Source organism: Tanticharoenia sakaeratensis NBRC 103193, assembly GCF_000963885.1.
Lineage (GTDB): Bacteria > Pseudomonadota > Alphaproteobacteria > Acetobacterales > Acetobacteraceae > Tanticharoenia > Tanticharoenia sakaeratensis.
In genome coordinates this window covers 1-23,041 of record NZ_BALE01000013.1, presented here as the reverse complement: position 1 = coordinate 23,041, position 23,041 = coordinate 1, and the positions used below count along the sequence as shown (strand labels likewise).

General features: G+C 61.1%; 16 protein-coding genes. 9 read left to right on the top strand and 7 right to left on the bottom strand.

Going from position 1 to position 23,041, the window contains the following annotated elements; translation table 11 throughout:
- Positions 1-601 precede the first annotated feature (601 nt).
- The 3 genes from B8446_RS06480 to B8446_RS06470 form a co-directional block, all read right to left on the bottom strand.
- Entirely contained in the window at positions 602-3,037 is a 2,436-nt protein-coding gene (locus tag B8446_RS06480) for a TonB-dependent receptor (protein ID WP_148505882.1), read from the bottom strand.
- Complete coding sequence (locus B8446_RS06475; protein WP_241767665.1) at positions 3,037-3,738, bottom strand: SDR family oxidoreductase; 702 nt, start codon at positions 3,736-3,738, stop codon at positions 3,037-3,039. The genes B8446_RS06480 and B8446_RS06475 overlap by 1 nt, the downstream gene beginning before the upstream one ends.
- Positions 3,739-3,811: 73 nt before the next feature.
- The gene (locus B8446_RS06470; RefSeq protein WP_158507532.1) at positions 3,812-4,804 is read right to left on the bottom strand and encodes a glutamine amidotransferase-related protein; all 993 of its coding nucleotides are present in this window, start codon (positions 4,802-4,804) and stop codon (positions 3,812-3,814) included.
- Positions 4,805-5,223: 419 nt separating this feature from the next.
- Between B8446_RS06470 and B8446_RS06465 the strand changes: the two genes are divergently transcribed.
- The 8 genes from B8446_RS06465 (at position 5,224) to B8446_RS06430 (ending at position 14,324) form a co-directional block, all read left to right on the top strand.
- Positions 5,224-6,453, top strand: coding sequence for a pyridoxal phosphate-dependent aminotransferase (locus B8446_RS06465; protein ID WP_241767664.1), 1,230 nt, complete (start codon positions 5,224-5,226; stop codon positions 6,451-6,453).
- Positions 6,454-6,632: 179 nt separating this feature from the next.
- Positions 6,633-7,490: a GntR family transcriptional regulator gene (locus B8446_RS06460; RefSeq protein ID WP_148505881.1), complete on the top strand. Its 858-nt coding sequence runs from the start codon at positions 6,633-6,635 to the stop codon at positions 7,488-7,490.
- Between the two features lie 110 nt (positions 7,491-7,600).
- Positions 7,601-9,163, top strand: coding sequence for an ABC transporter permease subunit (locus B8446_RS06455; protein WP_084712131.1), 1,563 nt, complete (start codon positions 7,601-7,603; stop codon positions 9,161-9,163).
- Positions 9,160-9,963, top strand: a complete 804-nt coding sequence (locus tag B8446_RS06450; RefSeq protein WP_084712130.1) for an amino acid ABC transporter ATP-binding protein — start codon at positions 9,160-9,162, stop codon at positions 9,961-9,963. The genes B8446_RS06455 and B8446_RS06450 overlap by 4 nt, the downstream gene beginning before the upstream one ends.
- Complete coding sequence (locus B8446_RS06445) at positions 9,944-11,122, top strand: M20 family metallopeptidase (protein ID WP_048848456.1); 1,179 nt, start codon at positions 9,944-9,946, stop codon at positions 11,120-11,122. Before B8446_RS06450 ends, B8446_RS06445 begins: the two co-directional genes overlap by 20 nt.
- Positions 11,119-12,222, top strand: coding sequence for a mandelate racemase/muconate lactonizing enzyme family protein (locus B8446_RS06440; RefSeq protein WP_199484057.1), 1,104 nt, complete (start codon positions 11,119-11,121; stop codon positions 12,220-12,222). The genes B8446_RS06445 and B8446_RS06440 overlap by 4 nt, the downstream gene beginning before the upstream one ends.
- 1 nt (position 12,223) lies before the next feature.
- A complete protein-coding gene (locus tag B8446_RS06435) occupies positions 12,224-13,393 on the top strand; it encodes a M24 family metallopeptidase (protein ID WP_048848453.1) in 1,170 nt (389 codons plus the stop codon).
- 37 nt (positions 13,394-13,430) lie between these two features.
- Positions 13,431-14,324: a dihydrodipicolinate synthase family protein gene (locus B8446_RS06430; protein ID WP_048848451.1), complete on the top strand. Its 894-nt coding sequence runs from the start codon at positions 13,431-13,433 to the stop codon at positions 14,322-14,324.
- A 362-nt stretch (positions 14,325-14,686) separates the two neighbouring features.
- Here the strand turns inward: B8446_RS06430 and B8446_RS06425 are convergent, their stop codons facing one another.
- Genes B8446_RS06425 through B8446_RS06415 form a run of 3 tightly spaced genes read right to left on the bottom strand, consistent with a single transcriptional unit; the run spans position 14,687 to position 20,524 of the window.
- Positions 14,687-16,159: an efflux transporter outer membrane subunit gene (locus B8446_RS06425; RefSeq protein WP_048848449.1), complete on the bottom strand. Its 1,473-nt coding sequence runs from the start codon at positions 16,157-16,159 to the stop codon at positions 14,687-14,689.
- Positions 16,160-16,161: 2 nt separating this feature from the next.
- Positions 16,162-17,346, bottom strand: coding sequence for an efflux RND transporter periplasmic adaptor subunit (locus B8446_RS06420; protein ID WP_053053734.1), 1,185 nt, complete (start codon positions 17,344-17,346; stop codon positions 16,162-16,164).
- Entirely contained in the window at positions 17,339-20,524 is a 3,186-nt protein-coding gene (locus B8446_RS06415; RefSeq protein ID WP_048848447.1) for an efflux RND transporter permease subunit, read from the bottom strand. Before B8446_RS06415 ends, B8446_RS06420 begins: the two co-directional genes overlap by 8 nt.
- A gap of 494 nt (positions 20,525-21,018) precedes the next feature.
- Between B8446_RS06415 and B8446_RS06410 the strand changes: the two genes are divergently transcribed.
- Entirely contained in the window at positions 21,019-21,933 is a 915-nt protein-coding gene (locus B8446_RS06410) for an AraC family transcriptional regulator (protein ID WP_048848445.1), read from the top strand.
- 226 nt (positions 21,934-22,159) lie between these two features.
- Here B8446_RS06410 and B8446_RS06405 read toward each other — a convergent pair.
- Positions 22,160-22,923, bottom strand: a protein-coding gene (locus B8446_RS06405; RefSeq protein ID WP_148505880.1) for an IS5 family transposase whose coding sequence is annotated in 2 segments (ribosomal slippage) — positions 22,160-22,590 and positions 22,590-22,923 — 765 coding nt in all. Because the reading frame shifts where the segments join, the coding sequence is not laid out codon by codon here.
- Positions 22,924-23,041: the final 118 nt, after the last annotated feature.

Sequence of the window (23,041 nt, the reverse complement as noted above, 5' to 3'; positions counted from 1 at the left end):
GGCAATGGGCTCACACAGGTCAGAAGCTATAGCCGTTGGTATTAGGCGGGCCGACCGCCGCAACATCAGGGTGCGGCGTCAGACAGCATCTGTTCGGACTTGGCATCGAGCGGAAACTGCTTCAGTGGATACCGCTCTCGCAACGTCCCCAATGCCCATGTGGCCAGCAATTTCCCGCATTGCGCAACGATTCGGCGTTCCGCCTCTTCCACTGCCCGGACGGCGTTCGGTGGTCTTCCACCGTCAGCTGACCACGCTGCAAACTGCTCGCGAAGAATCTCGCTCACCAGCGCATCGACGCCCGCGACGGATGCCAGTCCGCCCCCGCGAGTAGGGCGGCGACCTGGCCGTTCAGCGGGCTTCAGCGAATGGTCAGCAGCACGAACGCGGCCGGGTTTGCAAGGCGCTTGGTCGGTCATCTCCTTAAGTTATGCAGATAACTGGTGATGTCGCCAAGCGCCGTCAAATGCCTCCACTTTCCCGACGCTGAGGTGACTGTTTATGCCACATCAGCACGGCAAACCAGATATACCGAGCTACACCGCACCAGCTGCAAAGATGCGATGAGTAACCAGGCTAATTCGAGATGCGTCCGCATGCCTCAGAAATCCAAGCGAACGGATCCGAAATATTGACGCGGTGCGGCTAGTTCAAATCCCTGAAATGACAGCGCGCCTGAACTGATGCTCATCGGGTTCCCGGCTTCGCCCATGGTGGCGATATATTTCGTGTTCGTCAGATTGTTTACATTGAGCGAAATGACGAGATCCTGCGCAAACGCCAGCCGGCGGTCATATTGGCCGAGATTCTTGATCGTATACTGCGCGCCCATATCGGCCACCCAATAACCCGGCGCCTTTACATCTCCGGTATATGTAAAGTTTCTCTGTCCGATATAGTTTCCATCGATGAACGCCATGGCGTTCTTCCACTCGTAAGAGAGCCGAGATTTATACATGAAGCGCGGATAATTGACGACTTGCACGCCCTCGGTGGGGTAAAGCACCTGCCCGTTCTTGATGTTGTTATCGTAGGTGGCGTGGTCATAACTTACTGTATTGTAGAGTGACAGGCCGCGCACCGGACGCAACGTCAGCCCGGCATCCACACCGTTCATCGTTACCCCGCCGACATTGGCGACAGCCGACACGGGATTGATAAGGGATCCAGACGTGATCTGCTGAAGCCTGTTCTCGAAATTTGTTCGATAGGCATACAGGGTCGCAGAGACCACGGGCGCGTTATATCGATATCCGACGGCGTAGGTCCAAGCCGTCTCAGGCCGGATCTGCCCGCGCGACGCATCGAATGCGGATTGAAGGACGGCAAACGGCGAATTCGAAAGCTTGTAACCCGATTCTGCATATGTATGCACGCTCTCGGAGATATCGAAGAAGAGCTCGTGGTGCTTCAGGAATTTCCAGTTTGCGCTGATATGGGGCAGAAACGGCTTCGCAACCGTCAGTCCTACGCCGCTGGCCAGTGGCCCGGTGGCCCCATAGTAGCTGGGATTGATATACCCGTTCCCCACGCGGGTTGTATCAAGGATCGACTTGAATCCGAAGTGCAGGAAAAGGTTCCTGATGGGTGAATACGTGTCCTGGACAAACGCCGTGAAGACGTTTGTGCTATAGTCCTGGTTAAAGATCTGCGCGAACGGATCGGACCATTTGGATACGCCACTGCGCAGCGGGCCTTGCAGGACGCCATCAACGATCGTCGGCTGTTCATAGGCGTTCATTGCGCTCTGGTATGAATTGTTTTCATACCATGTGCCAATACCGAGCTGGTTATGCGCGATGTTGTAATGAAGCGCGGAGAGGATCCCATATCGCTCGATTGCCGGCTCCTTGACGACTTCCGACATCGGAGCGCCATTGGGGGACGGGAAAAAGGGAGACGACCAGGTCGTCTGAGAGTCCTCGCCATGACCGTAGACTGTCGTTATCCAGCGCAAATGATCGCTGAGCGCGAGATCGGCTTTGACCCCGCCGAAATAGTCGACGACATTGGTGCCAGCATCGTAAACCGACGCATCGGCCGGATCTGACAGCTTGTCATAGTTGGCGGGATAATGCCCCAAGGCCGCTTGATATGCAGTCGAGTAACCACTGACTTTGCCATTGTAGTAGTTGTTGGCATCGTAGCCCAAGGTATCGAGCATATCAAAAGAATAGTCCTGACGGCTGTATTCGTGCAAATCGGACCAGTCGAAATAGGCTGATATCTTGCTGTCTTCGCCGATGGGCTGGACAAACTTGCTGTTGACCTGTTGCAGGAACAGATTGCCATGAGAGCCCCAGAACCCCGCATCGTTTCTTGAATACGATACAAAGAACTTGGTGCCGCTCGGATTCAGGGCGCCGCTGTCAAAGCGAACGAACGTATGGAAGCTGCTGTTGCTCCCGAAGCTTTGCGCGACCGTTCCTCCACGCTTGTCTTTCGGATCTCGCGAAACGTACTCGAACGATCCGCCAAGATTGTTCGTGGCGGCAATGCTTTCCGCACCCGCTGACTGGGATACGTCCACTCGGGCGATATTTTCCGAGGAAATTGCCTGCAGAGGGTTCAGACCGTTATAATTCCGGTAGGTCATCTCGCCGAGCGGCATATCATCGAGCGTCATGCCGATTTCCTGCTGCTGGAAACCGTGCATATAAATCTGTGCTGCGTAGTTATCGATGCCCTGCGCGTCATTGGTCTGAAACATGATGCCAGGCATCTGCCCCAGGACTTTCATGGGATTCGTTCCCGGGATCGCCTGCGAGATCAGATTCTGCGAGACGGTTGTCTGCGTGCCGTGCGCAACGCGCCTGACCGTGACGGCGATATTCTCAGGATTGGCGCTTTTTGCGGGCAAGGATTTTTGTGCCGCGGGTGCCGCATGCGCGCGCGGCGGTTGATGGCGGACGGGCGCCGACCATGCAGGCATGACGGCTGCGGAAAGAATCGTGGTGCCGAGAAATAGCGAGAGTTTGCGCATGTGGACTGTCATTTTCGTTACCGACCCAATTTTGGCGCTGCCGCGCAGATTCATCAGATTGCCGCGATCGATCCGCCGTCGACGCGAATCAGGCTGCCTGTGATGTAGCTGGCCCGTGCGCTGGCAAGGAACGCGACTGCGTCCGCAAATTCCTCCGGGCGGCCGTAGCGCTTCATCGGGATACTGTCGCGCGAGGCTTGTGCCACCTCGGCGGCCGTCCGGCTTTGTCGGCGGGCCGCAGCGGCATCAAGTTCGTCGACACGTTGGGTGTGGATCCGGCCCGGCACTACGGAATTGACGGTCACACCGTCCGAGGCGACTTCCGACGCGAGGGTTTTTGCCCAGCCAACGATCGACGGACGAAGCATGTTCGACAGCCCCAGATTGCCGATAGGCTGAATCACCCCGGATGAAACGATATTGATGATGCGTCCGAAATTGCGCGTGCGCATACCCGGCAGAAAAGTGCTTGTGACGCGCACCGGCACGCGGACAATCAGATCGAAATAGCGAACGAGTGCCTCGTCGGACACTTCCGCCATCTTCCCGGGCGGCGGGCCGCCGCAATTCGTCACCACCACATCGACATCGCCCACGGAGGCGACCGCTGCCGAAAGGCCGCCTGCGTCCTCAAAATCCACGACCTGGTAAGATGCGATGCCGCCCTCGGCGCGGATCGTCTCGCAGGATTCCGCAAGCGCATCAGCGTTCCGCCCTGTCAACACGACAGAAGCGCCTTCCCGCGCCAATGACATGGCGCAAGCTTTTCCAAGGCCTCGGCTGGCACCCATGACGAATGCGCGGCGACCGTTCAGTTCGAGATCCATCTTAGCTGCCTATTCTCTCCGGCTGCTGGCCGGCTTTTTCAAAAAATCGCGTGAGGAGGACATGCGGCTGACCTCGTGAAGAGGTGCATTCCGGATGCCCCTGCATCCCGCAGAAGAAGCGGGATGATGGAAGTTCCACGGCCTGGATGACGCCATCGTCCGCACTGTCGGCAGCGACAACAAGCCCGGCCGCCTGCAGGGACGGCACGAGCGTCGGGGCAAGCCGATAACGATGGTTGAGCCGCACGAATGGCTGCGTACCCAAGGCGCGCCCGAGATCGCTTGTTTCGACACAATGGAGTTTATTTTTGCCGAGCTTGCGGACGGAGGTCCCGTCGGGATGCGTCATCGACTCGAAACTGAATACGGGCGCCTGAGGATCAAGTTCAGCCAGCGTCATATCCCGCAGGCCCATGCGGACCTGGGCAAAAACGGTTACCATGCTCTGCATTCCAAGACAGAGTCCGACGGTGGGTTTATCCAGATCAAGCGCTTTCCGGGCAACGATCATCTGGAGCGGCGCATTTGCCACGTCCCCGCCGGGCAGGACGACCCCGTCACACCACGTCAGCAACTCAGAGACGCTGTCCGGTGAGGAGTCAGCAGCATCGAGAAACCGAAGGTCGAGAGCGACGTCCAGCGCATCGGCTGCATCGGCCAGTGCAGCAACCGTGGCAGGATTGACTGCCTGATGATGCCGAGGCTGGCCGACCAGACATATCCGCAGATCGCGCCGGTGTTCGGCCTGCCCAGGACCTGATTGGGTCATGATGCGACCATATCGATCACGACGGGCCACGCAGCGCTCCGCCTCTTCATCGACACTGAGCATAAGTTCGTTGCCTGCAAACCGGCTTTCGGCATGGCGGACAGGAACCGCGAGCGCTCGGGCCTGATGCCCCACCGCCCGGGCCCAGTCACTCATGTGCTCCGGATATGCAACGACTAGGTCGCGCGCCTGACCAGCTGCTGCGATAATTTCATCGTCGCACATCGGCCGAGCAGCTGCGCCATCCCCGCACAGCCGATCGACCCAGAGATAGCTCGAACCGACCAGGGCGCCGTCAGCCGTGGGAAAGTCCCGTGTAACGGGCTCCGCCGCAGACTCAACATATTGGGAAATCGCAACGTCCGCACCGCCCCCGGCTGCATAGGCAGCAGCAGGCGCGGCCATATAGCCGCTCTCGATTCCCGTGCTGCAAACAAGCAGAAGCGTCATCAGATTTCCTCTGTGCGGATGTCGGCATGTCGGCAGATGCAGCCGGCGGCGACGCGCGAACATAATCGCGACCCGAAACGAAAATCCAGCACATATTGCTCTTAGTGATGAAATAAATACAATCCGTGTCCGATAGCGACCTTCGGCAACCCGGCCGAGGTCAAACCTCCCATGTGCGCACCGGAGACAAAAAATTGAAAAACAACGACTTTTCCCCGCCAAGTCGCCAGGCGCTTCATCTGGCCAAGCGCATGGGACGCGTCGGGACATCGCCGACAGCCGCGGTCTCCGAGCGCGTGCGCGCGTTCCAGCGGGACGGGATCGAGATCACGAATCTCGGCGAAGGCGAACTGGACTTCGCAACGCCCGACCACGTCGCCGATGCCGCAAAGCAGGCCATCGACAGGCATGAAACAAAATATACCGCCGTCGCGGGCACAGCAGCCCTGAAAGAGGCGATCCGGACGAAGTTCCGTCGTGACAACGAACTCGATTTCAGCGCGGACGAGATCATCGCGGCGAGTGGCGCGAAGCAGATCATCTTCAACGCATTCCTTGCCACTCTGGACGCCGGCGACCAGGTCATCATCGCGGCACCATACTGGGTGTCGTACCCGGATATGATCCGCCTGACGGGCGCCGATCCTGTTGTTGTTTCCACCACTGCCGATCAGGGATGGAAGCTGACCCCGGACGCCTTGGCGAAGGCCATTACACCGCACACGCGTTGGGTCGTTCTGAACTCTCCCGGGAATCCCACCGGGGCGATCTACACCGCTGCCGAACTTGCAGCGCTGCTGGAGGTCATCTCCCCGCATCCGCAGATACTGGTTCTGGCAGATGATATCTACGAACCCCTGCGTTACGGAATGCCGTTCGCAACGCCGCTTCAGATCCGCCCCGACCTCCGCGACCGGATTCTGACGGTCAACGGCGTTTCAAAGAGCCACGCCATGACCGGCTGGCGCCTGGGATACGGCGCAGGGCCGCGATGGCTGATTGCAGCGCTCGATATCCTTCAGTCGCAAAGCACGTCCAATCCCAGCAGCATCAGTCAGGCCGCGGCTGTCGCGGCCCTGAACGCCCCGCCAATCTTCCTGCAGTCCTGGCTCGAAACACTGGCCGCCCGTCGTGATATCGTTCTCGACATGATCGCAGGCATTCCGTCCTGCAGCGCCCGCCGTCCGGACGGTGCATTCTATGTGTTTATGGCTGTATCGAAGTGGCTGGCGACGACAGGCCAGACGCTGGGGCTGAAAACCGATGTGGACATGGCATCGTGGCTGATCGAGACAGCCCGGGTGGCCACGGTGCCGGGATCGGCGTTCGGGACGCCTGGCCATCTGCGGATCGCCTATGCCGTCGAAACACAAGTTTTACGCGACAGCTGCGAACGCATTAAGGCAGCCTGCACTCCCCGATGAAGCCCGCCTGACGGCGACGAGACAGGATGGTATTTCTCCCCTCGTCGTCTACGGGGTAAGGTGCCAGGCGTCAGACGCGTGATCTATCCCGGAGACATACACTGAACGCCTCTCCTGTTTCCCCGGTTCGCTCAAGCATCCACCGCCAGTTCCTGACGGCCAATACCATTCTCGCGCTCTTGCGTCGTGAGGGTGCCACAGCCGGTTACCACCTGCGCGAGCAATGGCTTGGAGATCAGCTCGGTATTTCACGCACACCTGTCCGCACAGCGTTGCAACTGCTGGAAACGCGAGGCGTGCTCGTGGCGCGCCGCAATCAGGGCTATTTCCTGCTGACAAGCCTTGATACCATCGAGGATCTTGTCCTCGAGCCGCCGCCGACTGCGGATCAGGACCTGTATACCAGGCTGGTGCGCGATCGACTGGCCGGGCGCATTGCCAACGAATTCACGCAGAAGGACCTCGCAAGGCATTACAACGCGGACCGGCTCGTCATGCAGCAGACCCTGCGGCGCATGAGTGACGATGGGCTTCTGCATTCGAACGGCGCCCGCCTCTGGTCGTTCGCCCCCGCGCTGGACAGCGGCGCTGCACTGGAAGACAGCTTCCAGTTCCGCCGGATGTTCGAGCCTCAGGCAATTCTCCTGCCCGGCTTCCGCGTCGATCCCGATGCGCTCGATCAAACGATGAGGCAGCATCGACATATCGAGACGCATCCTGAAATCGACGCAATTCCGCCGCGGCTCCTGTTCGATGCGGACAGCCGCTTTCACGAGATGGTCGCGGAGTTCTCCTGCAACACGTTCGTGATCCAGACCATGCGCCAGCAGAGCCGTCTACGGCGTCTGCTCGAATTCGGCGGCTATACGAACCGGGCCCGCGTGCATTTGTGGTGCAGCGAGCACATTGCGATCATGGCAGCCCTGGGTGACCACGACCTGCCACGTGCCTCGCACCTGATGACGGTTCATCTGGACCGCGCACTGGCTGCCGCACACGCGTTGATCGAGATTCCGGCGGTTACGGAAAAAAACTGACAGGACCGCTGACCTCGTCATTTCGTCCTTGACACGATAGCCATACGTCGCTTTGTATTTTTTTACACGAAAAGGACAATCCGTTTCGGACCATCCACCTCGGGAGCCTAATGTACCGCCTCCTTTTCCTGATCGCCCTGTTGTGTGCAGCGCCGGCCATGGCCCGGGAACGGGCAGGCGAACCTGCGGCGTCCGCGCGTGATCAGGCGGCAGCCGGCTTCCTGACCTATGGAACGGCTGCGACGTTCCCGCCGTTTGAAATGGTCCGGGATGGGCAGCTCGCCGGTTTCGATATCGACCTTGCAGCGGCCCTGGCGGCCCGGATGGGACAGAGACCGGCCCCCATCAATATGGAGTTTGACGGACTGATCCCGGCCCTGCTGGGACGCCGGATCGACGTGATCAATTCGGCCATGTATCTCAGCCCGGAACGTGCCCGCGTCGTCGATTTTATCCCGTATCTTACGATCAGCAGCGTCGTCGTCGTGCGTCGTCATGGCGATACGCCGATCACCGGATACGATCTGAGCCTTTGCGGCCTGCGCATTGCCGTGACGCTGGGCGGTATCGAAGCGCGGGATGCGGATACCGCCAGCGACATATGCCGTCGTGCAGGGCGCCCCGCGCTGACGATCCTGCCTTATCCGACCGCACAGGATACGGCGCTTAACCTGTTGCAGGGCCGTGTGGACGGCGCCTTCACCTCCCGCTTCGGTGCCGCTGTCCTGATGCAGTCTGTCCCGGACGGATATCGGATCGCGGGACGGCCTTTCGGCGACCGGGCGCAGATCGGCCTTGCGATCCGCCCGAACGACGCGGCACTTCATGCGGCCCTGACCGGAGCACTGAAAAGCCTCCAGGCAGACGGCACATTTGCCGCCCTGGTCCACAAATGGCACCTCGACCTCGGGCTTCCCGATCCTGATGCCATGCAGGCGGCGGCGCCGACCGGATGGTGGACGACCGCCGAACGCACGGCGCACTATGTTGCCTCCCCGCCATTCGTGCATGGCGCGGCCATCACGCTCCTTCTGACAGCATCCTCGCTGTTCTTCGGAACCCTGATCGGCATACTCGTGGCGCTTGTCCCCGGTGGCCGTCTCGGCATGATCCTGCGCGGACCGGTCCTGTTCTATCTCTGGCTCTTCCGAGGCACGCCTGTCCTGCTGCAGATCATCTTTGTCTACAACGTTCTCCCCCTGCTGGGTCTGCGCCTGCCGGCACTGACCAGCGCGATCGTGGCACTTTCCCTCAACGAGGGCGCCTACATGGCCGAGATCGCACGCTCGGGCCTTGATGCGGTAAAGCCGGGGCAGCGGATCGCGGGCCTGGCCCTGGGCCTTTCCCCTTTCGGCGTCTTCAGGTCGATCACTGCGCCGCAGGCCTTTCGCGTCGTCCTGCCCATGCTCGGCAACCAGGTAATCGGAATGCTGAAAACGAGCGCGCTCGTTTCGGTCATTGCCGTCAAGGAACTGCTGTTGATCGCCGATCAGGCAGCAAGCGCCAATTTCCGTTATCTGGAAGCCCTGAGTGCCGCGGCCATCTATTACCTCGCCTTCACGACGCTGTTCATGCTGGCGCAGCGCGCAATCGAACGTCACCTCGCGCCGCGACGCACCGCATCAGCCACCGCGCGCAAACTTCCGGTCCCGGCCGCAGGGGAAGCCCGATGAGTGATACCCGGCCGTTCCTCGCACTCCGGAACATCGAGCTCGCTCTCGGCGGAAAGCCGATCCTGCGGGACTGCACGTTGAACGTCGACGAAGGTGAGGTCGTCGTCATTCTCGGGCCGTCCGGATCGGGAAAATCGACGCTCCTGCGCTGCGTCAACCTGCTCGAACGTCCCGATCACGGGCAGATCCTGTTTCGTGGCGACGATCTTCTGGCCAGACATGTCTCGCCGAGCGATGTGCGGCGCACGATCGGCATGGTCTTCCAGGGCTATCATCTGTTCGAGCATCTGAACGTCCGGGAAAACCTGCTGCTGGCGCCACGCAAGATCGCCGGGCGTCATGCCATCGATATGGCCGCCCGTGCAGCGCATCTTCTGGAATGCGTCGGCCTGAGCAACCATGCCGACCATTATCCACACGAGTTGTCAGGCGGGCAGCAGCAGCGAATTGCCATTGCCCGCGCCCTGGTGATGCAGCCGGCTCTGATGCTGTTCGACGAACCCACATCCGCACTGGACCCGGAAGCGACCGAACAGCTCCAGATGTTGTTCGATTCCCCGGCCCTCGAAGGGATGACCAAGCTCGTCGTGACCCATGACATCGGTTTTGCCCGGCGGATCGCAGACCGGATCGTCTTCATGGAGGACGGCGTCATCGTCGCCGACATGCAGGCAGAGACCTTCTTCTCGGGGCAGGTGACTCCGCGCCTGCACCGCTTTCTCACGCGCGCGATGCCAGAATTTGCATTCGCCGCCCCCCTTTCCGAAGAGGATCCGTCCTGTGACAACGTTCCAGCCTGATGCCGGGCGGCTCGTCGCCGATCTTTCGATGATGGTTGCCATCCCGACCGAAAACCCGCCGGGATGCGAGGCGGCACTCGTACCGTTCGTCTCCGATGCGCTGCGTACTGCCGGATTCGACGTCGAGATCGACGAGTATGCGCCCGGCCGGATGAATGTCGTCGGCACACTTTCCAACGGCACAGGCCCGGTCTTTGCCCTCAATACGCACATGGACACGGTGCCGGCAGGAGACGGATGGACGCGGGCGCCATTCGAGGCAACGCAGGAAGGCGATCGTCTGTATGGGCGCGGCACGTGCGACTGCAAGGGCTCTCTCGCATCCATGCTTGAGGCCGCACGGCTGCTCGCTGCGACGCGCGACACCTGGTCGGGAACGCTGCTCGCGGTATTCGTCGGAGATGAGGAGGTAGCGAGCGCCGGCGCCCGTCACTACGCAAAGCACTGCACACCGATCGACTTTGCGATCGTGGGCGAACCCACTTCCAATACGCTGTTCACCGCACACAAGGGCAGCCTGCGTCCGATTGTCGAAGTTGCGGGCGTGACCGCACATTCGGGGACGCCCGAACTCGGTCGCAATGCCATTTATGACGCGGCGAGGCTCATGATGCGCATCGAAAAACACCATGATGACGTCATTCGCCATATCACGCATCCGCTGGTCGGCAATGCAAGCCTCTGCGTCACGCGCATATCCGGTGGCAAGGCCGACAATGTCGTACCTGATGCCTGCGAACTGCTGCTCGATCGGCGCCTGGTTCCGGGTGAAAGTGAAGACGCGGCCAAGCAGGATATCCAGACCCTGCTTGACGCTGTCGCAGCATCAGACGGCGTCCGGGCGCGGATTACGGGGTACAAGCCTACGACAGGCGGTGCCACGCAGACCGCCGCAGAGGCGCCGATCAGCCTCGCGTCGCTTGAGGCCGTCCGCGCGGTCGGAATTCAGGATGCCGGTCCGTTCGGTTTCCAGGGTGCCTGCGATCTGGTCCATTTCTGCGATACCGGCGCCTCCGGGGTCGTCATTGGACCGGGCAACCTCGCCCATGCCCACAAGCCGGACGAGTACGTCACGGTAGAAGAGCTGGTCGACGCCGCACGCATCTACATCGGTGTCGTCCGGCGCCTGATGGCGCCGCACATGACGGCCGGCCAATGACGGCACTGAAAGCCTCGCTCCGACGCGCTGCCCTGCATTATGAGGGCGGCATGTCCGTCCACACGGCGTCGTCAGGCAAGGTCGATGCGCTCGATGCCCTTTATCTCGTACTCGACGATGGTGACGTGCGGGGTATCGGCGAGGTCCGGCTCAACATCGCTTATCTGACCGGCCTTTCGCCCGATGCCGTCATACAAGGCGCGGCCGAGTTCCTGAACAGCACGCCGCTGCCCGCTGACGGGGCGGCTCTGCAGGCGTTTCTGGAACATTGGCCTGACACCATTCCCTCATCCGTGCGCATGATGGTCGATACCGCCATTCACGACCTGCTGGCCCGACGCGAAGGCAAGTCAGTATCGCGTCTGCTTGGCGCTGACCATCCCGTGACGTACCGAACCAATCAGACACTCTTCTTCAGCGACGAACCGACTTTCCGTCGTCGCAGCGAAGCATACGTCGCGCGCGGATTTCGCGATCTCAAGATCCGGATCGGTCAGGATCTCGATGCCGATATCGCGCGCTTTCGCTGGCTTCGGGACCGCTTTCACGGGGATATCCGCCTTGCGGCCGACGCAAATGGCGCATGGACATCCGCGGAAGCGACAGAAGCACTTCAACAGCTTGCCGCGTTCGATCTCGATTATGTCGAGCAGCCCCTGCCCGCCGGAAATTGGGACGCGCTGGCAGCGCTTGCCGAAATCAGCCCGATCCCGATTATGCTCGATGAGAGTCTGGCGACGCCGGCGGATTGCCGAACGCTGGCAGGACTCGGCGCGCCGCTGATGGCTCATCTGAAGCTGGTCAAGCTCGGCGGCCTGCTCCCGCTTTTCCGGGCAGCCAATATGCTGAAAAGCGCGGGCATTCCACTCATGATCGGCCAGATGAATGAGGGCACCGTGGCGACCGCCGCTGCGCTGCATGCCGCAAGCGCGCTGCAACCACGTTTCGCGGAGCTCTACGGCGCCGATGGGCTGAATGATGATCCTGCAACGGGGCTCGCTTACGAAAATGGCTCTGTTTCACTCGTAGAACCACATGCGCGCGGACTTGGCCTGACATTCGACACCGGCCGCACCGCCCTTCTCATGGAGACATGCTGACATGACTGATGCCGTTTTTTCCGGAATGGAGGCCACTTTTACACGCGAGGAATTCGCGGACCGACAATCCCGCGCGCGCGAAGCAATGGCGCGGGCGGGACTGGACGCCATGCTGGTCACCAGCCCGGAGAACATCTATTACCTCACCGGGCAGCAGACGCCGGGATATTACACGTTCCAGTGCTTCCTGCTTCCAGCCGACGGCGAACCGTCGTTCGTTGTACGGCAGCTCGAATACTTCAATCTCGTGGCCAACACGTATCTCGAGGACATCCACCCGTTCAGCGACGGCGAGGATCCGATGGCCGTCATCAACGCGCTCCTGGCGCAAAAAGGCCTGGCGGGACGGCGCGTCGGGGTCGAGAAAAGCGGGTGGTTCTTCCCCGTCTCGGTTTATGAGAAGATGGTTGCGGCACTTGGCTCGCTGCATGATGCGGGCGGCATCGTCGAACGTCTGCGGATGGTGAAATCTCCGACCGAAATCGAAAAACTGTCTCGCGCAGCGGGATATGTCGATGCCGGAATGAGAGCGGGCCTTGCGCAGGTGGCGGAAGGGCACACGGAAAACGACCTCGTTGCCGCCATGATGCATGATGCCATCGCTGCCGGCTCGGAATACATGGGCATGGAGCCTCTCGTCTCGGCCGGGCGGCGGAGCGGCATTCCGCATGGCACCTGGCGCCGCGCCCGTATTGCGCGTGATGAGGGCGCCTTCCTTGAAATGGCCGCCTGTCATGATCGTTATCACGCGGCCCTCATGCGCTCGGCCTGGGTCGGCACACCGCCCCGTCAGGTGACCGACATGATGAGCGCCTGTCAGGATGCGCTTGCCGCCGCGCTGGACGCGATCCGGCCGGGAGCCCCATGCGAGGCACCGCATATCGCCTGCCAGAAAGTCATCGATAGCGCCGGCTACACGGAAAACTTCCGCAAGCGCTGCGGGTACAGCGTCGGGATCTCCTTCGCGCCGGACTGGGGCGAAGGCGGCATCCTCAGCCTCAATACTGGTGTGAAGACCGAACTTCAGCCCGGCATGACCTTTCATCTGCCGCCTGCCCTGCGCATCTACGGCCGTTTCACGGTCGGTGTCAGCGAGACCATCGTCGTGACCGAAACCGGGCACCGCGTGCTTGGCACAATCGATCGCAGTCTTGTCGTGCGCGACGCCTGACAACAACTCCATCTGAATATACAGGATTTCCAAATCGATGAAGACGATCGAAGAAAGTCGCGCTCGGCTGCGTGGCCTGTTCAATATCACCATGACCCCTTTCAAGGCCGATCAGAGCATCGATTTCGAAGGGCTCTCCCGTAATGCGCTGCGTGTACTGGATCTGGGGTTTGACGGGCTCCTGATCGGCGGCACGTATGGGGAATTTCCGACGCTTTCCGTCGAGGAACGCGCTGAAATCTTCCGGCACGTCATGAATACCGTTGACGATCGTGCGCCGGTCATGCTCTGCACGGCGCACTCGGATCCGCGCGTCGTGCGGGAACTGACGACTCTCGCCGGCGAGTTGGGAGGCGTGCCCATGGTCATGCCGCCCTATGTATCCGAGGTGACGGACGATCAGATCGTCGCGTTCTTCCTGGAAATGGCGCCGCTGTCGAAAACAGGTGCTATTGTCTACAATGCGCCGGGCACAGGGATTACCTTGTCTCCGTCCGTCCTGGAAAAGCTTTCCGATATCCCGCAGATGGTCGCCATCAAGCAGGGCGATCTGTCACCCGGCGTGATCGATCGGATCGCAGGCCGGCTCAAAGGAAAGATCGGGCTTTTCTGCGCATCCGATCTGGCGTTCCTTGGCCCGATGGCGGCCGGGTTTGATGGCATCAGCTCGACCAACAGCGGCGCATTTCCGGAACTTGTCCAGGAAAGCTATCGTGCGATTGAAGGCGGCGACAGCATCACTGCAGGCGCACTGCATCGCCGATGGTACGATTATCGCGCATTTGCGCGCCAGTTCGGTCAGCCCCAGACCGTCAAGGCTGCAATGAACCTGCGCGGTTTCGACGGCGGCCATGTTCGGGCGCCTCTGCGTGATCTTGGTGCAGCGGAGATTGGCGTATTGGAAGCGTTGGTAAGGCCGTTGGCGGGCTGAATGCCTCCAACGCCTGGTCGTGCCCGCCCGTCAGCGGGCACGACCAGACGTCACCGACGACTTCGTCTGCCTGAGCACCGGATGGAAAAAGCGGACAAACTGGGCGCCGATCTGACGCACGCACTCGCAGTGTCGGGCGCTACGCGACCTAGGCCCGCGCCAAGCTCAGAAGGGCGAACTTAATCTGTACATGGCCGTCCTGCAGTGGATGGCTGTCTTTTTCGAACACTATGCGAGGTGTGCTCCAGATCTGGAGACCTTTTGCGCTGGCGGGTAACCACAGATCGGCCTGTGACGAGACAATCCTTTCAAGGACACGTTCGACACGGAACAGGACGGGCAACCACGACCCGGCTGCACGCTCACAAGATATGATCCGAAAGCGGCGCCGGAACCGGTTGGGCCGGTTGCGGATTCCAGCCGCCGCCCAGCGCCTTGTAGAGCGTGACCATGTTCGCCATCGCGGACAGGCGCGTGGTGATCCCGCCAAGCTGCGCGGCATAGAGCGTGCGTTGCGCCACGAGCGTATCAAGATAGGGATCATACCCGCCTTGGAAGCGCTGGAGGGCGAGCGCGTATTGCCGGGAACTTGCTGCAATCAGCGCGTCCTGCGACTGGAGCTGCCCGACATAGGTCCCCCGCCCCGCGAGTGCATCCGCGACCTCCTTGAATGCTGTCTGGATTGTCTTTTCGTAACGCGCGATTTCCTGCTTTTTCTGGGCCCGCGCGACTTTGAGCTGTGCCGTCAGGCGTCCCGCATCGAACAGGGGCAACGTGATCTGCGGTGCGATATTCCAGGCTCCCATCCCGCTCTGGAACAGGCGCGTGATGTTGTTGCTCGCCGTGCCGTTCGCTGCCGTAATCTGGATTTTTGGAAAGAACTCTGCCCGCGCCGATCCGATATCGTCGTTCGATGCACGCAGATTATCTTCCGCCGACAGGATATCCGGCCGGCGCGCAATCATGTCCGACGGCAGTCCCGCCGGCACGTCCGGAAAATCAAGCACGGACTGAAGCGAAGTCTTGGCCGACAGGCCCTGCATCGTTCCTGCGTCGATCGGCGCGCCGACCAGCAGCGTGAGCTGATCCAAGGCCTGCGCGCGCTGGCGGGTATAGACGGCAAGATTGGTCTCTGCATCATGCACCGCAGATTCCGCCTGTGCGACATCAAGCTGCGTTCCGGTGCCGATGTCAGCGCTTTGTTTCACCAGAGCGTAGGTGTGACGGCGATTATCGAGCACCTGTTGCGTAACGATTACCGCCTGATTGTCTGCAACCCATGTCAGCATGGCGGCCGCCACGTCGGCGATCACGCTCAGCCGCATCGCTTCGCGGTCCAACGCATTGGCCGTCGCCCTGTCGAACGCCGCCTGCGATGCACTGCGGATGCGCCCCCATAGATCGACCTCATAGGCAGAGACACCGAAACCGACTGCGTATTCACGCAGATAGAACGGCCCCCCAGTCTGCGAAAGGCTATAGGTGCGCGAATAGATTTTCTCGACATTGGCCAGCGCGCCGCCATCGAGCGTCGGGAACAGGGCGGCATTCTCGATGTCGAACTGCGCGCTTGCGGCCTCTACCTGATGCTGCGCGATATGCAGGTCGCGGTTGTTCACCAGAGCCGTCTCGATGAGACGTTGCATGACAGGATCGCGATAGAATGCGCGCCAGTCGGCGAGCCCGACCTCGGCGCGGTGCAGCGCGTCATCATACGGTGCCCCACCCGGCCAGCCGGACGCCACGGGTGCAGCGGGGCGATGATAATTCGGGATCATGGTGCAGCCCGACAGAAGGAGAGCTGCAAGCCCTCCACTCAAGACATGTCTGAGCACGATCAGCCTCCCGCGCCTGCGGCGGTCTGAGGATCGAGACGTGGCGCGACCTTCGAGCCGTCATGCAGGGACGACGCGGGATGCACGACAAGCTGGCTCCCGTCCGGCAGTCCGCCGGTGACCTCTATCGCCGCCCCGAAATCCCGCCCGACCGAAACATGGCGAACCTGAATACGGTTGTCGGGCGACACCGTCTCGACCGACAGACCGTCCGCCTCGTAGCTCAGGGCCTCTGACGGGATGACGATCGCGCCTGCGTCGCGCTTCAACGCAAAGTGCACTGACGCATAGAGACCGGCTGCAAGCCGCCCGTCCCGGTTGTCCAGCTCGATCTCGACCGGAAGCATGCGGCTGTCGCGTTCAAGCGCATGCCCGGTCCGCGCGACGACGCCGTCGAAACCCTGCCCTGCCCTGCCCGGCACCGTGACCGTGCCGGTCGTACCGACTGCAATCGCATGCGCCTCTTCCTGCGGGACATGCACGCGCACGCGCAGCCGGTCGGTCCGCGCCACCACGAAGAGCGGCATCGCGCCGGCGCTGTCCGCACTGACCAGATCGCCGACCTCGACATTGCGGACGGTCACGACCCCATCGAATGGCGCGGTGAGCGTCGTGTAGGCCTGCCGCTGGGCAGTCTCGGCATAGGCCGCATCCGCAGCCTTCTGCTCGGCATCCCGTGCGGACTGGGTAATGCGGTCCACGTCGAAGTTCTGCTTGCTGACCGCACCATTGCCCACGAGGCTGCTCGAACGCCGCGCCGTCACTTTCGCCAGGTTCAGGTTGGCACGCGCCTGGGCCAGCGCCGCCTGGGCACGCGCAACCTGCGCATCCAGTTCGGGCGCTCGAATGATCGCCAGAACCTGTCCGGCCTTCACGACACTCCCGATATCCACGAAGCGTTTTTCGATATAGCCGGACGCACGCGCGCCAATCGCCGCCGTTTCCTGCGGCGCCGTCTCGCCGGGCAGATCGAGCATGACGGGATCGGCCGCCGCATGAACCCGCATGGTGCGGACGTCGGGCACGAGCGTCTGCCGCTCCATGGCAAGCGCACGGGTCGCGGCACCGCGCTCGACATGGGCATAAAGGCCGTAGCCGATCGCCACGATCAGCCCGAGGCCCAGAAATGGCCCGAGGCCCACACTGCGACGATCATCGGGGATATGGAAAGAAGTCGGTTCAGACATGGCTGTATTCCTCAAGAATGCGGCTCTCGCGACGACGCAGGCGGCTGTACAGCCACGGCACCACGAACAGCGTGGCGCAGGTTCCGACCATGAGGCCGCCGATGACGGCGCGGCCCAGAGGCGCGTTCTGTTCTCCGCCGTCGCCAAGGCCCAGCGACATCGGCAGCATGCCGATCACCATGGCGAGTGATGTCATCAGGATCGGCCGGAGACGGGCGGCTCCCGCGGCAATGGCCGCCTCGGCGGCGCCGAGGCCTGTGGCGCGCTGTTCCTTGGCGAAGGTCACGAGCAGGATCGAATTGGCGCTTGCGACACCGACACTCATGATCGCGCCCATCAGCGAGGGCACGGAGAAAGTGGTGCCGGTGATGAACAACATGAACACGATCCCGCACATGGCGCCCGGCAGGCCAAGCACGACCACGAAGGGGTCCATGAACGACTGGAAGTTCACGACCATCAGCAGATAGACGGCAATGGCTGCGACCAGCAGACCGATTCCGAGACGCGCGAAGGCGGATCGCATGCTCTCGATCTGCCCCTGCACGACGATCGTATTGCCGGGCGTCAGTTCGCCACGATGGGATGCGATCACGCGATCGATGTCGCGCGCGATGCTGCCGAGATCGCGTCCTTCAGCGCTGGCATCGATATCGAGCGTCGGCTGGATATTGCTGTGCGAAATGACGTTCTGTGCGACATCGCGTGTGATCGTCGCGACATTGTTCAGCAGTGCCGGCGTACCCCCGGCACCCGTCTGCGCCGAGACGACCGTATTGCGCAGATCGCCAAGGTCGTTGATGCGATACTGCGGTGTCTGCACAGCAAGCGGATACTGGATGCCCGTATTCGGATCGACCCAGAAGTTCGGGGTGACCGTGTTGGACGATGCGAGCGACACCATCACGCTGCGCGCGACATCGTTCATCGACAGCCCGAGATCCTGTGCCCGCACGCGATCGATCGCGACGCGCAATTCAGGCGCTGCGATCTGCTGATGCAGATGGACATCGACAAGCCCCGGGATCTTCGCGACCTCGCGCCGCACCTCCTGCATCACGCGGCGATCGCCCGCGGCATCATAGCCGGAAATCCGGATATCAACCTGTGCCGGCAGTCCGAAATTCAGGATCTGCGTCACGATGTCCGCAGGCTGGAAATAGAACACGCAGTCCGGGAAACGGCGTGCAAGCTCGGTCCGCAACGTCCGGATGTAGGATGCGGTCGGACGATGCCCTTCCTTCAGCTCGACCATGATCTGGCCGTCGTTCGGGCCGATGGTTGTCCCGTCGTCGAACGGCATCGAATAGCGAAAGGGAATGCCGATATTGTCCAGCATCAGGGCGCGTTCGCCATCGGGCACAACCGAGCGGATCGTGTCTTCCACCTGATCGAACAGCTTTTCGGTCGTCTCGATCCGCGTTCCGGCCGGCGCCCGGACGTGCAGCTTGAACTCACCCGCATCGATGCTCGGGAAAAAGTCCGATCCAACCTGCGTCGCCAGCAAGGCCGCTCCGATCAACGTCACGCCGGCGAGTACCGGCACTTTCCATGCACTCGCAATCAGACCCGAGACCGTGCGGACATAACGCAGGCGCACGCGTTCGAAACGGACCTCGAACCAGACGCCGAACCGCGTCAGCCGGTCTGGTCCACGCCCCGATTCTGCGCGACGCTGAGCCTGTCGCTCCTCGGACCGCAACAGGAGCGCCGCGAAGATCGGCACGAGTGTGCGGCTGATCGCATAGGACGCGAGCATCGCGTAGACGACGGCCAGCGCCATGGGTGTAAACAGGAACCTGGACGGCCCGGTCAGGAATTCGACCGAGACGAATACACAGGAGATGGCAAGCGTGGACACCAGCGTCGGCAGGGCAATGCCCGCCGCCCCGTCCAGCACCGCCATGCGCAGCTCCGCCCCGTCATGCCGGAGGCGATGGATGTTCTCGATCGTGACCGTCGCATCGTCCACAAGGATGCCGACGGCAAGTGCGAGCCCGCCCAGCGTCATCAGGTTGAGCGTCTGGCCCGTCGCCGACAGGACTGCGATCGACGAGAGGATCGCAAGTGGAATCGACACCGCGACGATTAAGGTGGAACGCCAACTGGCCAGAAACGCAAGGATCATCGCAGCCGTCAGAAGGCCCGCGATCACGGCTTCCGATGCAACGCCCGAAATTGCCGCCTTCACGAAGACCGACTGATCAAACAGCTCCTCGATCTTCATGCCGGGCGGGGCCGCGGCGCGCGTGATCGGCAACACGAAATTGCGGACCGTGTTCACGACATTCAACGTGGAGGCATTGCCGGCCTTCATGATGGAAATCAGCACGGAACGCTGACCTTCGCGCCGCACGACATTGGCCTGCACGGCTGTTCCGTCACGCACGGTTGCGATATCGGCAATGCGGACAATGGCGCCTGTATGTGGATCACGCTTGAGCGGCACGTCATTCAGGCGTGCTGCGATATCCGGCATGCCGTTCATCCGCACATCGTATTGCGTCGGACCGAACTTCACGGTCCCGCCCGGAAGTGTAAGATTCTGCACGTTGATGGCGTTGGACACGTCGAGCGGCGTCAGGCCGACGCCCGCGAGCTTTGTCTGGTCGATATCAACCATCACCTGGCGGATCTTCCCGCCATATGGCGGCGGCAGCATCGTGCCAGGAACCGGCGCCAGCTGCTGTCGGATCCGGTAAAGACCGTAATCGTACAGCTCGCTCTCGGTCAGCTTGTCCGAAGATAGCGACAGCTGCAGCACGGGCACCGAGGATGCGCTGTACTGCATGATGATCGGCGGCTGGACACCCGGTGGCAGCAGGGCCCGGATCGAGTTCGTCGCGGATACGGTCTGGGCCACCGCCAGATCGACATTCACGCCTGGCTGGAAATACAGCTTCTGAAGAACGAGACCGGGCGTCGTCTGGCTTTCGATGGTGCGCAGGTTATTGACGAAGAAGCTTTCCGAGAACTCGGTGTAAGTGCTCAGGCGCTTTTCGGTCTCATTGGCATCCAGTCCGTCATAATACCAGACCACCGTAACGACCGGGATGTCGATATTCGGAAAAACGTCAGTCGGCGTGCGAAAGATCGCGCTGATCCCAAGCAGGAGGATCAGGACGCCGGCGACGAGAAATGTATATGGCCTTCGGAGCGCAAACGCGACGATTCCCATGAATCTCTCTTGCAGATGTCACGCTCGGATGGGGCGGACCCCCATCACGGCAGAGCGCGGGCTCGGCACAGCGTGCGACCGACCATGTCTAGGGGCCGGGATACGTCTGCGGGTCGCCGTTGTTGTCAGAATGCGAAGCGCCAGGACCGTGCCGCCCGGCGGCCCGTTTCGAATGGGCAACTGGATGCAGGCATGACGGCGCGTCGTATGGTCGGATCATGCAACTGCGAGGCGATGCGACGGTAGAGCAATCCGCGCGGATTATTGCACGATTCGACCAGACAGAGGTGTCAGGCGACGTTATCCCACCCCGATGGCCCCTGAAAACCTAGCGTTTGCGCCGTATTTGAGGCCGACACCGCATAGTCACTCCCCTCAAACTAGCACGATCATGCCAGATGCTTGCACAATCCTATCAAACCTGTCGAAAAGCTGCATGAGTGAATCGGACATACGCTAGGGTCTCGAAAACAAGGCATCAGGAGGACGGCCGCATGGAGGATCTGCTTGTTCGACTGCGGGATTCGATTGCGCGTCACTGTGTCGCGCCGATGACGCGCACGGCCATCGAAGGTCTGCTGCTCTTTCACGCGGACACGCCGACGACGCCAACCGACGTCGTCTATGAGCCCCGTTTCTGCATCATCGTTCAGGGCCGCAAGGACGTCATGCTGTGCGACAGGGTGTTTGCCTACGATGCCAGCAAATATCTCGTCACGGCCGTCGACCTGCCGGTCAGCAGCCGCGTGACGCAGGCCAGTCCTGAAGAGCCCTATCTCGCGCTCTGTCTGATGCTTGACCCGACGCAGATCGCCGACCTCTTGCTCGACATGCAGGAGGATGGCGCGCCTCTGGATGCCCATTGCACCTCCTGCCTGTCCGTCAGCGCGCTCACACGTGAAGTCCTCGACCCCGTAACGCGACTGATCGACCTGCTGGATCGCCCGCAGGATATTCCGATCCTGCGGGCGTCGATCATGCGGGAACTGCTCTATCGCCTGCTGCATGGCCCGCAGGGCGGCATCCTGCGGCAAATCGCGACCGCCGGGAGCAATCTCGCGCAGCTCAATCGCGCCATCGGCTGGATCCGCGAGCATTACACGGACGCATTCGACGTGGCGCAGGTGGCGAAAATTGCAGGGATGAGCGCCTCCTCATTCCATCGCCACTTCCGTGCCGCGACCATGATGAGCCCGCTGCAATACCGCACGCGTCTGCGTCTTCAGGAAGCCCGCCGCCGCCTGATGAGCGGTGCCGTGGATGCCGCCGAAGTCGGATTTTCATTAGGCTATGACAGCCCTTCGCAATTTTCGCGCGAGTATCGTCGCATGTTCGGCGCGCCACCGGCGCGCGACGCACAACGCCTGCGCATTGCCACGACCGCCGACATGCAGGTCAATGCGGCCTGAGAGCCTGAGAAACGGAGCGGCAGCGACGTAATGTGAAGGGTGGATAAAACTGGCCACCATGGCGGATCGAAGTCGCGGCCGCTCCACCTTCCGGATTGTCGAACCGGCCGGTAACACTGCGGCCTCTCACCCTTGGCAGGCGGATCAACGCTCCCATCGTTGTCCCAACAGGACGCTTAATGTGCTGCCAAAAGGGTCGCAGGTGACCGGTACCTAGGCTCAGGACTCATTCTTTAAGATAGAAGATGAAGCTTGCTGCGATGTAGATTGCGGACATGAATGTATGAGCGCAGCGGTCGTATCGTGTTGCCACCCGTCGCCAGTCTTTCAGCTTTGCGAACATGTTTTCGATCAGATGGCGCTTTTTATACAGATGCCAATTGTAAGGTGGCTTTGATTTCCTGTTTTTCTTTGGTGGAATACAGGCGGTGATGTTCCGGTCTGCGAGAGACTGTCTGATCTTATTGCTGTCGTATCCCCGATCTCCGATGACTTCCTCTGTCTCATCCGGCAGGTCCGCCAGCAAAACATCAGCACCTTTGAAATCACTGACCTGTCCAGCAGTCAGATGAAGGCGGACAGGTCGGCCCTGATCATCGCACACGGCATGAAGTTTTGAGTTCAGGCCGCCTTTTGTCCGTCCGATATGCCGGGGAAAAGCCCTTTTTTGAGCAGGGACGCCGCTGTCCGGTGTGCCTTGAGGTGTGTTGCATCGATCATCAGACGCTTCGAACGGCCAGCCTGCTCTGTCAGGGCAACAAATATCCGGTCAAAGACACCCAGACGGCTCCACCGGATAAAACGGTTGTATAAAGTCTTGTGCGGACCATACGCTTTCGGAGCGTCTTTCCACTGAAGACCGTTACGGATGACATAAACGATCCCGCTCAGAACACGCCGGTCATCCACGCGGGGCACGCCGTGCGCCAGAGGAAAAAACGGCTCAATCCGCTTCATCTGGCTCTCAGACAGCATAAACACATCACTCACAGGCCCACCCTCCATCGGTAAGCCTGTGAATCACGGAACACCGCTCAGTTCAATAAATTAATAGGTCCTGAACCTAGTGGCATTGCGATCGTAACGTGTCGCGATGCGGCGGAAGTCC

Bases quoted from the DNA above. Each gene is read 5' to 3' on its own strand.
- B8446_RS06480 (WP_148505882.1), bottom strand. From the start codon at position 3,037: ATGAATCTGCGCGGCAGCGCCAAAATTGGGTCGGTAACGAAAATGACA.
- B8446_RS06475 (WP_241767665.1), bottom strand. From the start codon at position 3,738: ATGTCATTGGCGCGGGAAGGCGCTTCTGTCGTGTTGACAGGGCGGAAC.
- B8446_RS06470 (WP_158507532.1), bottom strand. From the start codon at position 4,804: ATGTGCGACGATGAAATTATCGCAGCAGCTGGTCAGGCGCGCGACCTA.
- B8446_RS06455 (WP_084712131.1), top strand. From the start codon at position 7,601: ATGTACCGCCTCCTTTTCCTGATCGCCCTGTTGTGTGCAGCGCCGGCC.
- B8446_RS06450 (WP_084712130.1), top strand. From the start codon at position 9,160: ATGAGTGATACCCGGCCGTTCCTCGCACTCCGGAACATCGAGCTCGCT.
- B8446_RS06440 (WP_199484057.1), top strand. From the start codon at position 11,119: ATGACGGCACTGAAAGCCTCGCTCCGACGCGCTGCCCTGCATTATGAG.
- B8446_RS06435 (WP_048848453.1), top strand. From the start codon at position 12,224: ATGACTGATGCCGTTTTTTCCGGAATGGAGGCCACTTTTACACGCGAG.
- B8446_RS06430 (WP_048848451.1), top strand. From the start codon at position 13,431: ATGAAGACGATCGAAGAAAGTCGCGCTCGGCTGCGTGGCCTGTTCAAT.
- B8446_RS06420 (WP_053053734.1), bottom strand. From the start codon at position 17,346: ATGTCTGAACCGACTTCTTTCCATATCCCCGATGATCGTCGCAGTGTG.
- B8446_RS06415 (WP_048848447.1), bottom strand. From the start codon at position 20,524: ATGGGAATCGTCGCGTTTGCGCTCCGAAGGCCATATACATTTCTCGTC.
- B8446_RS06410 (WP_048848445.1), top strand. From the start codon at position 21,019: ATGGAGGATCTGCTTGTTCGACTGCGGGATTCGATTGCGCGTCACTGT.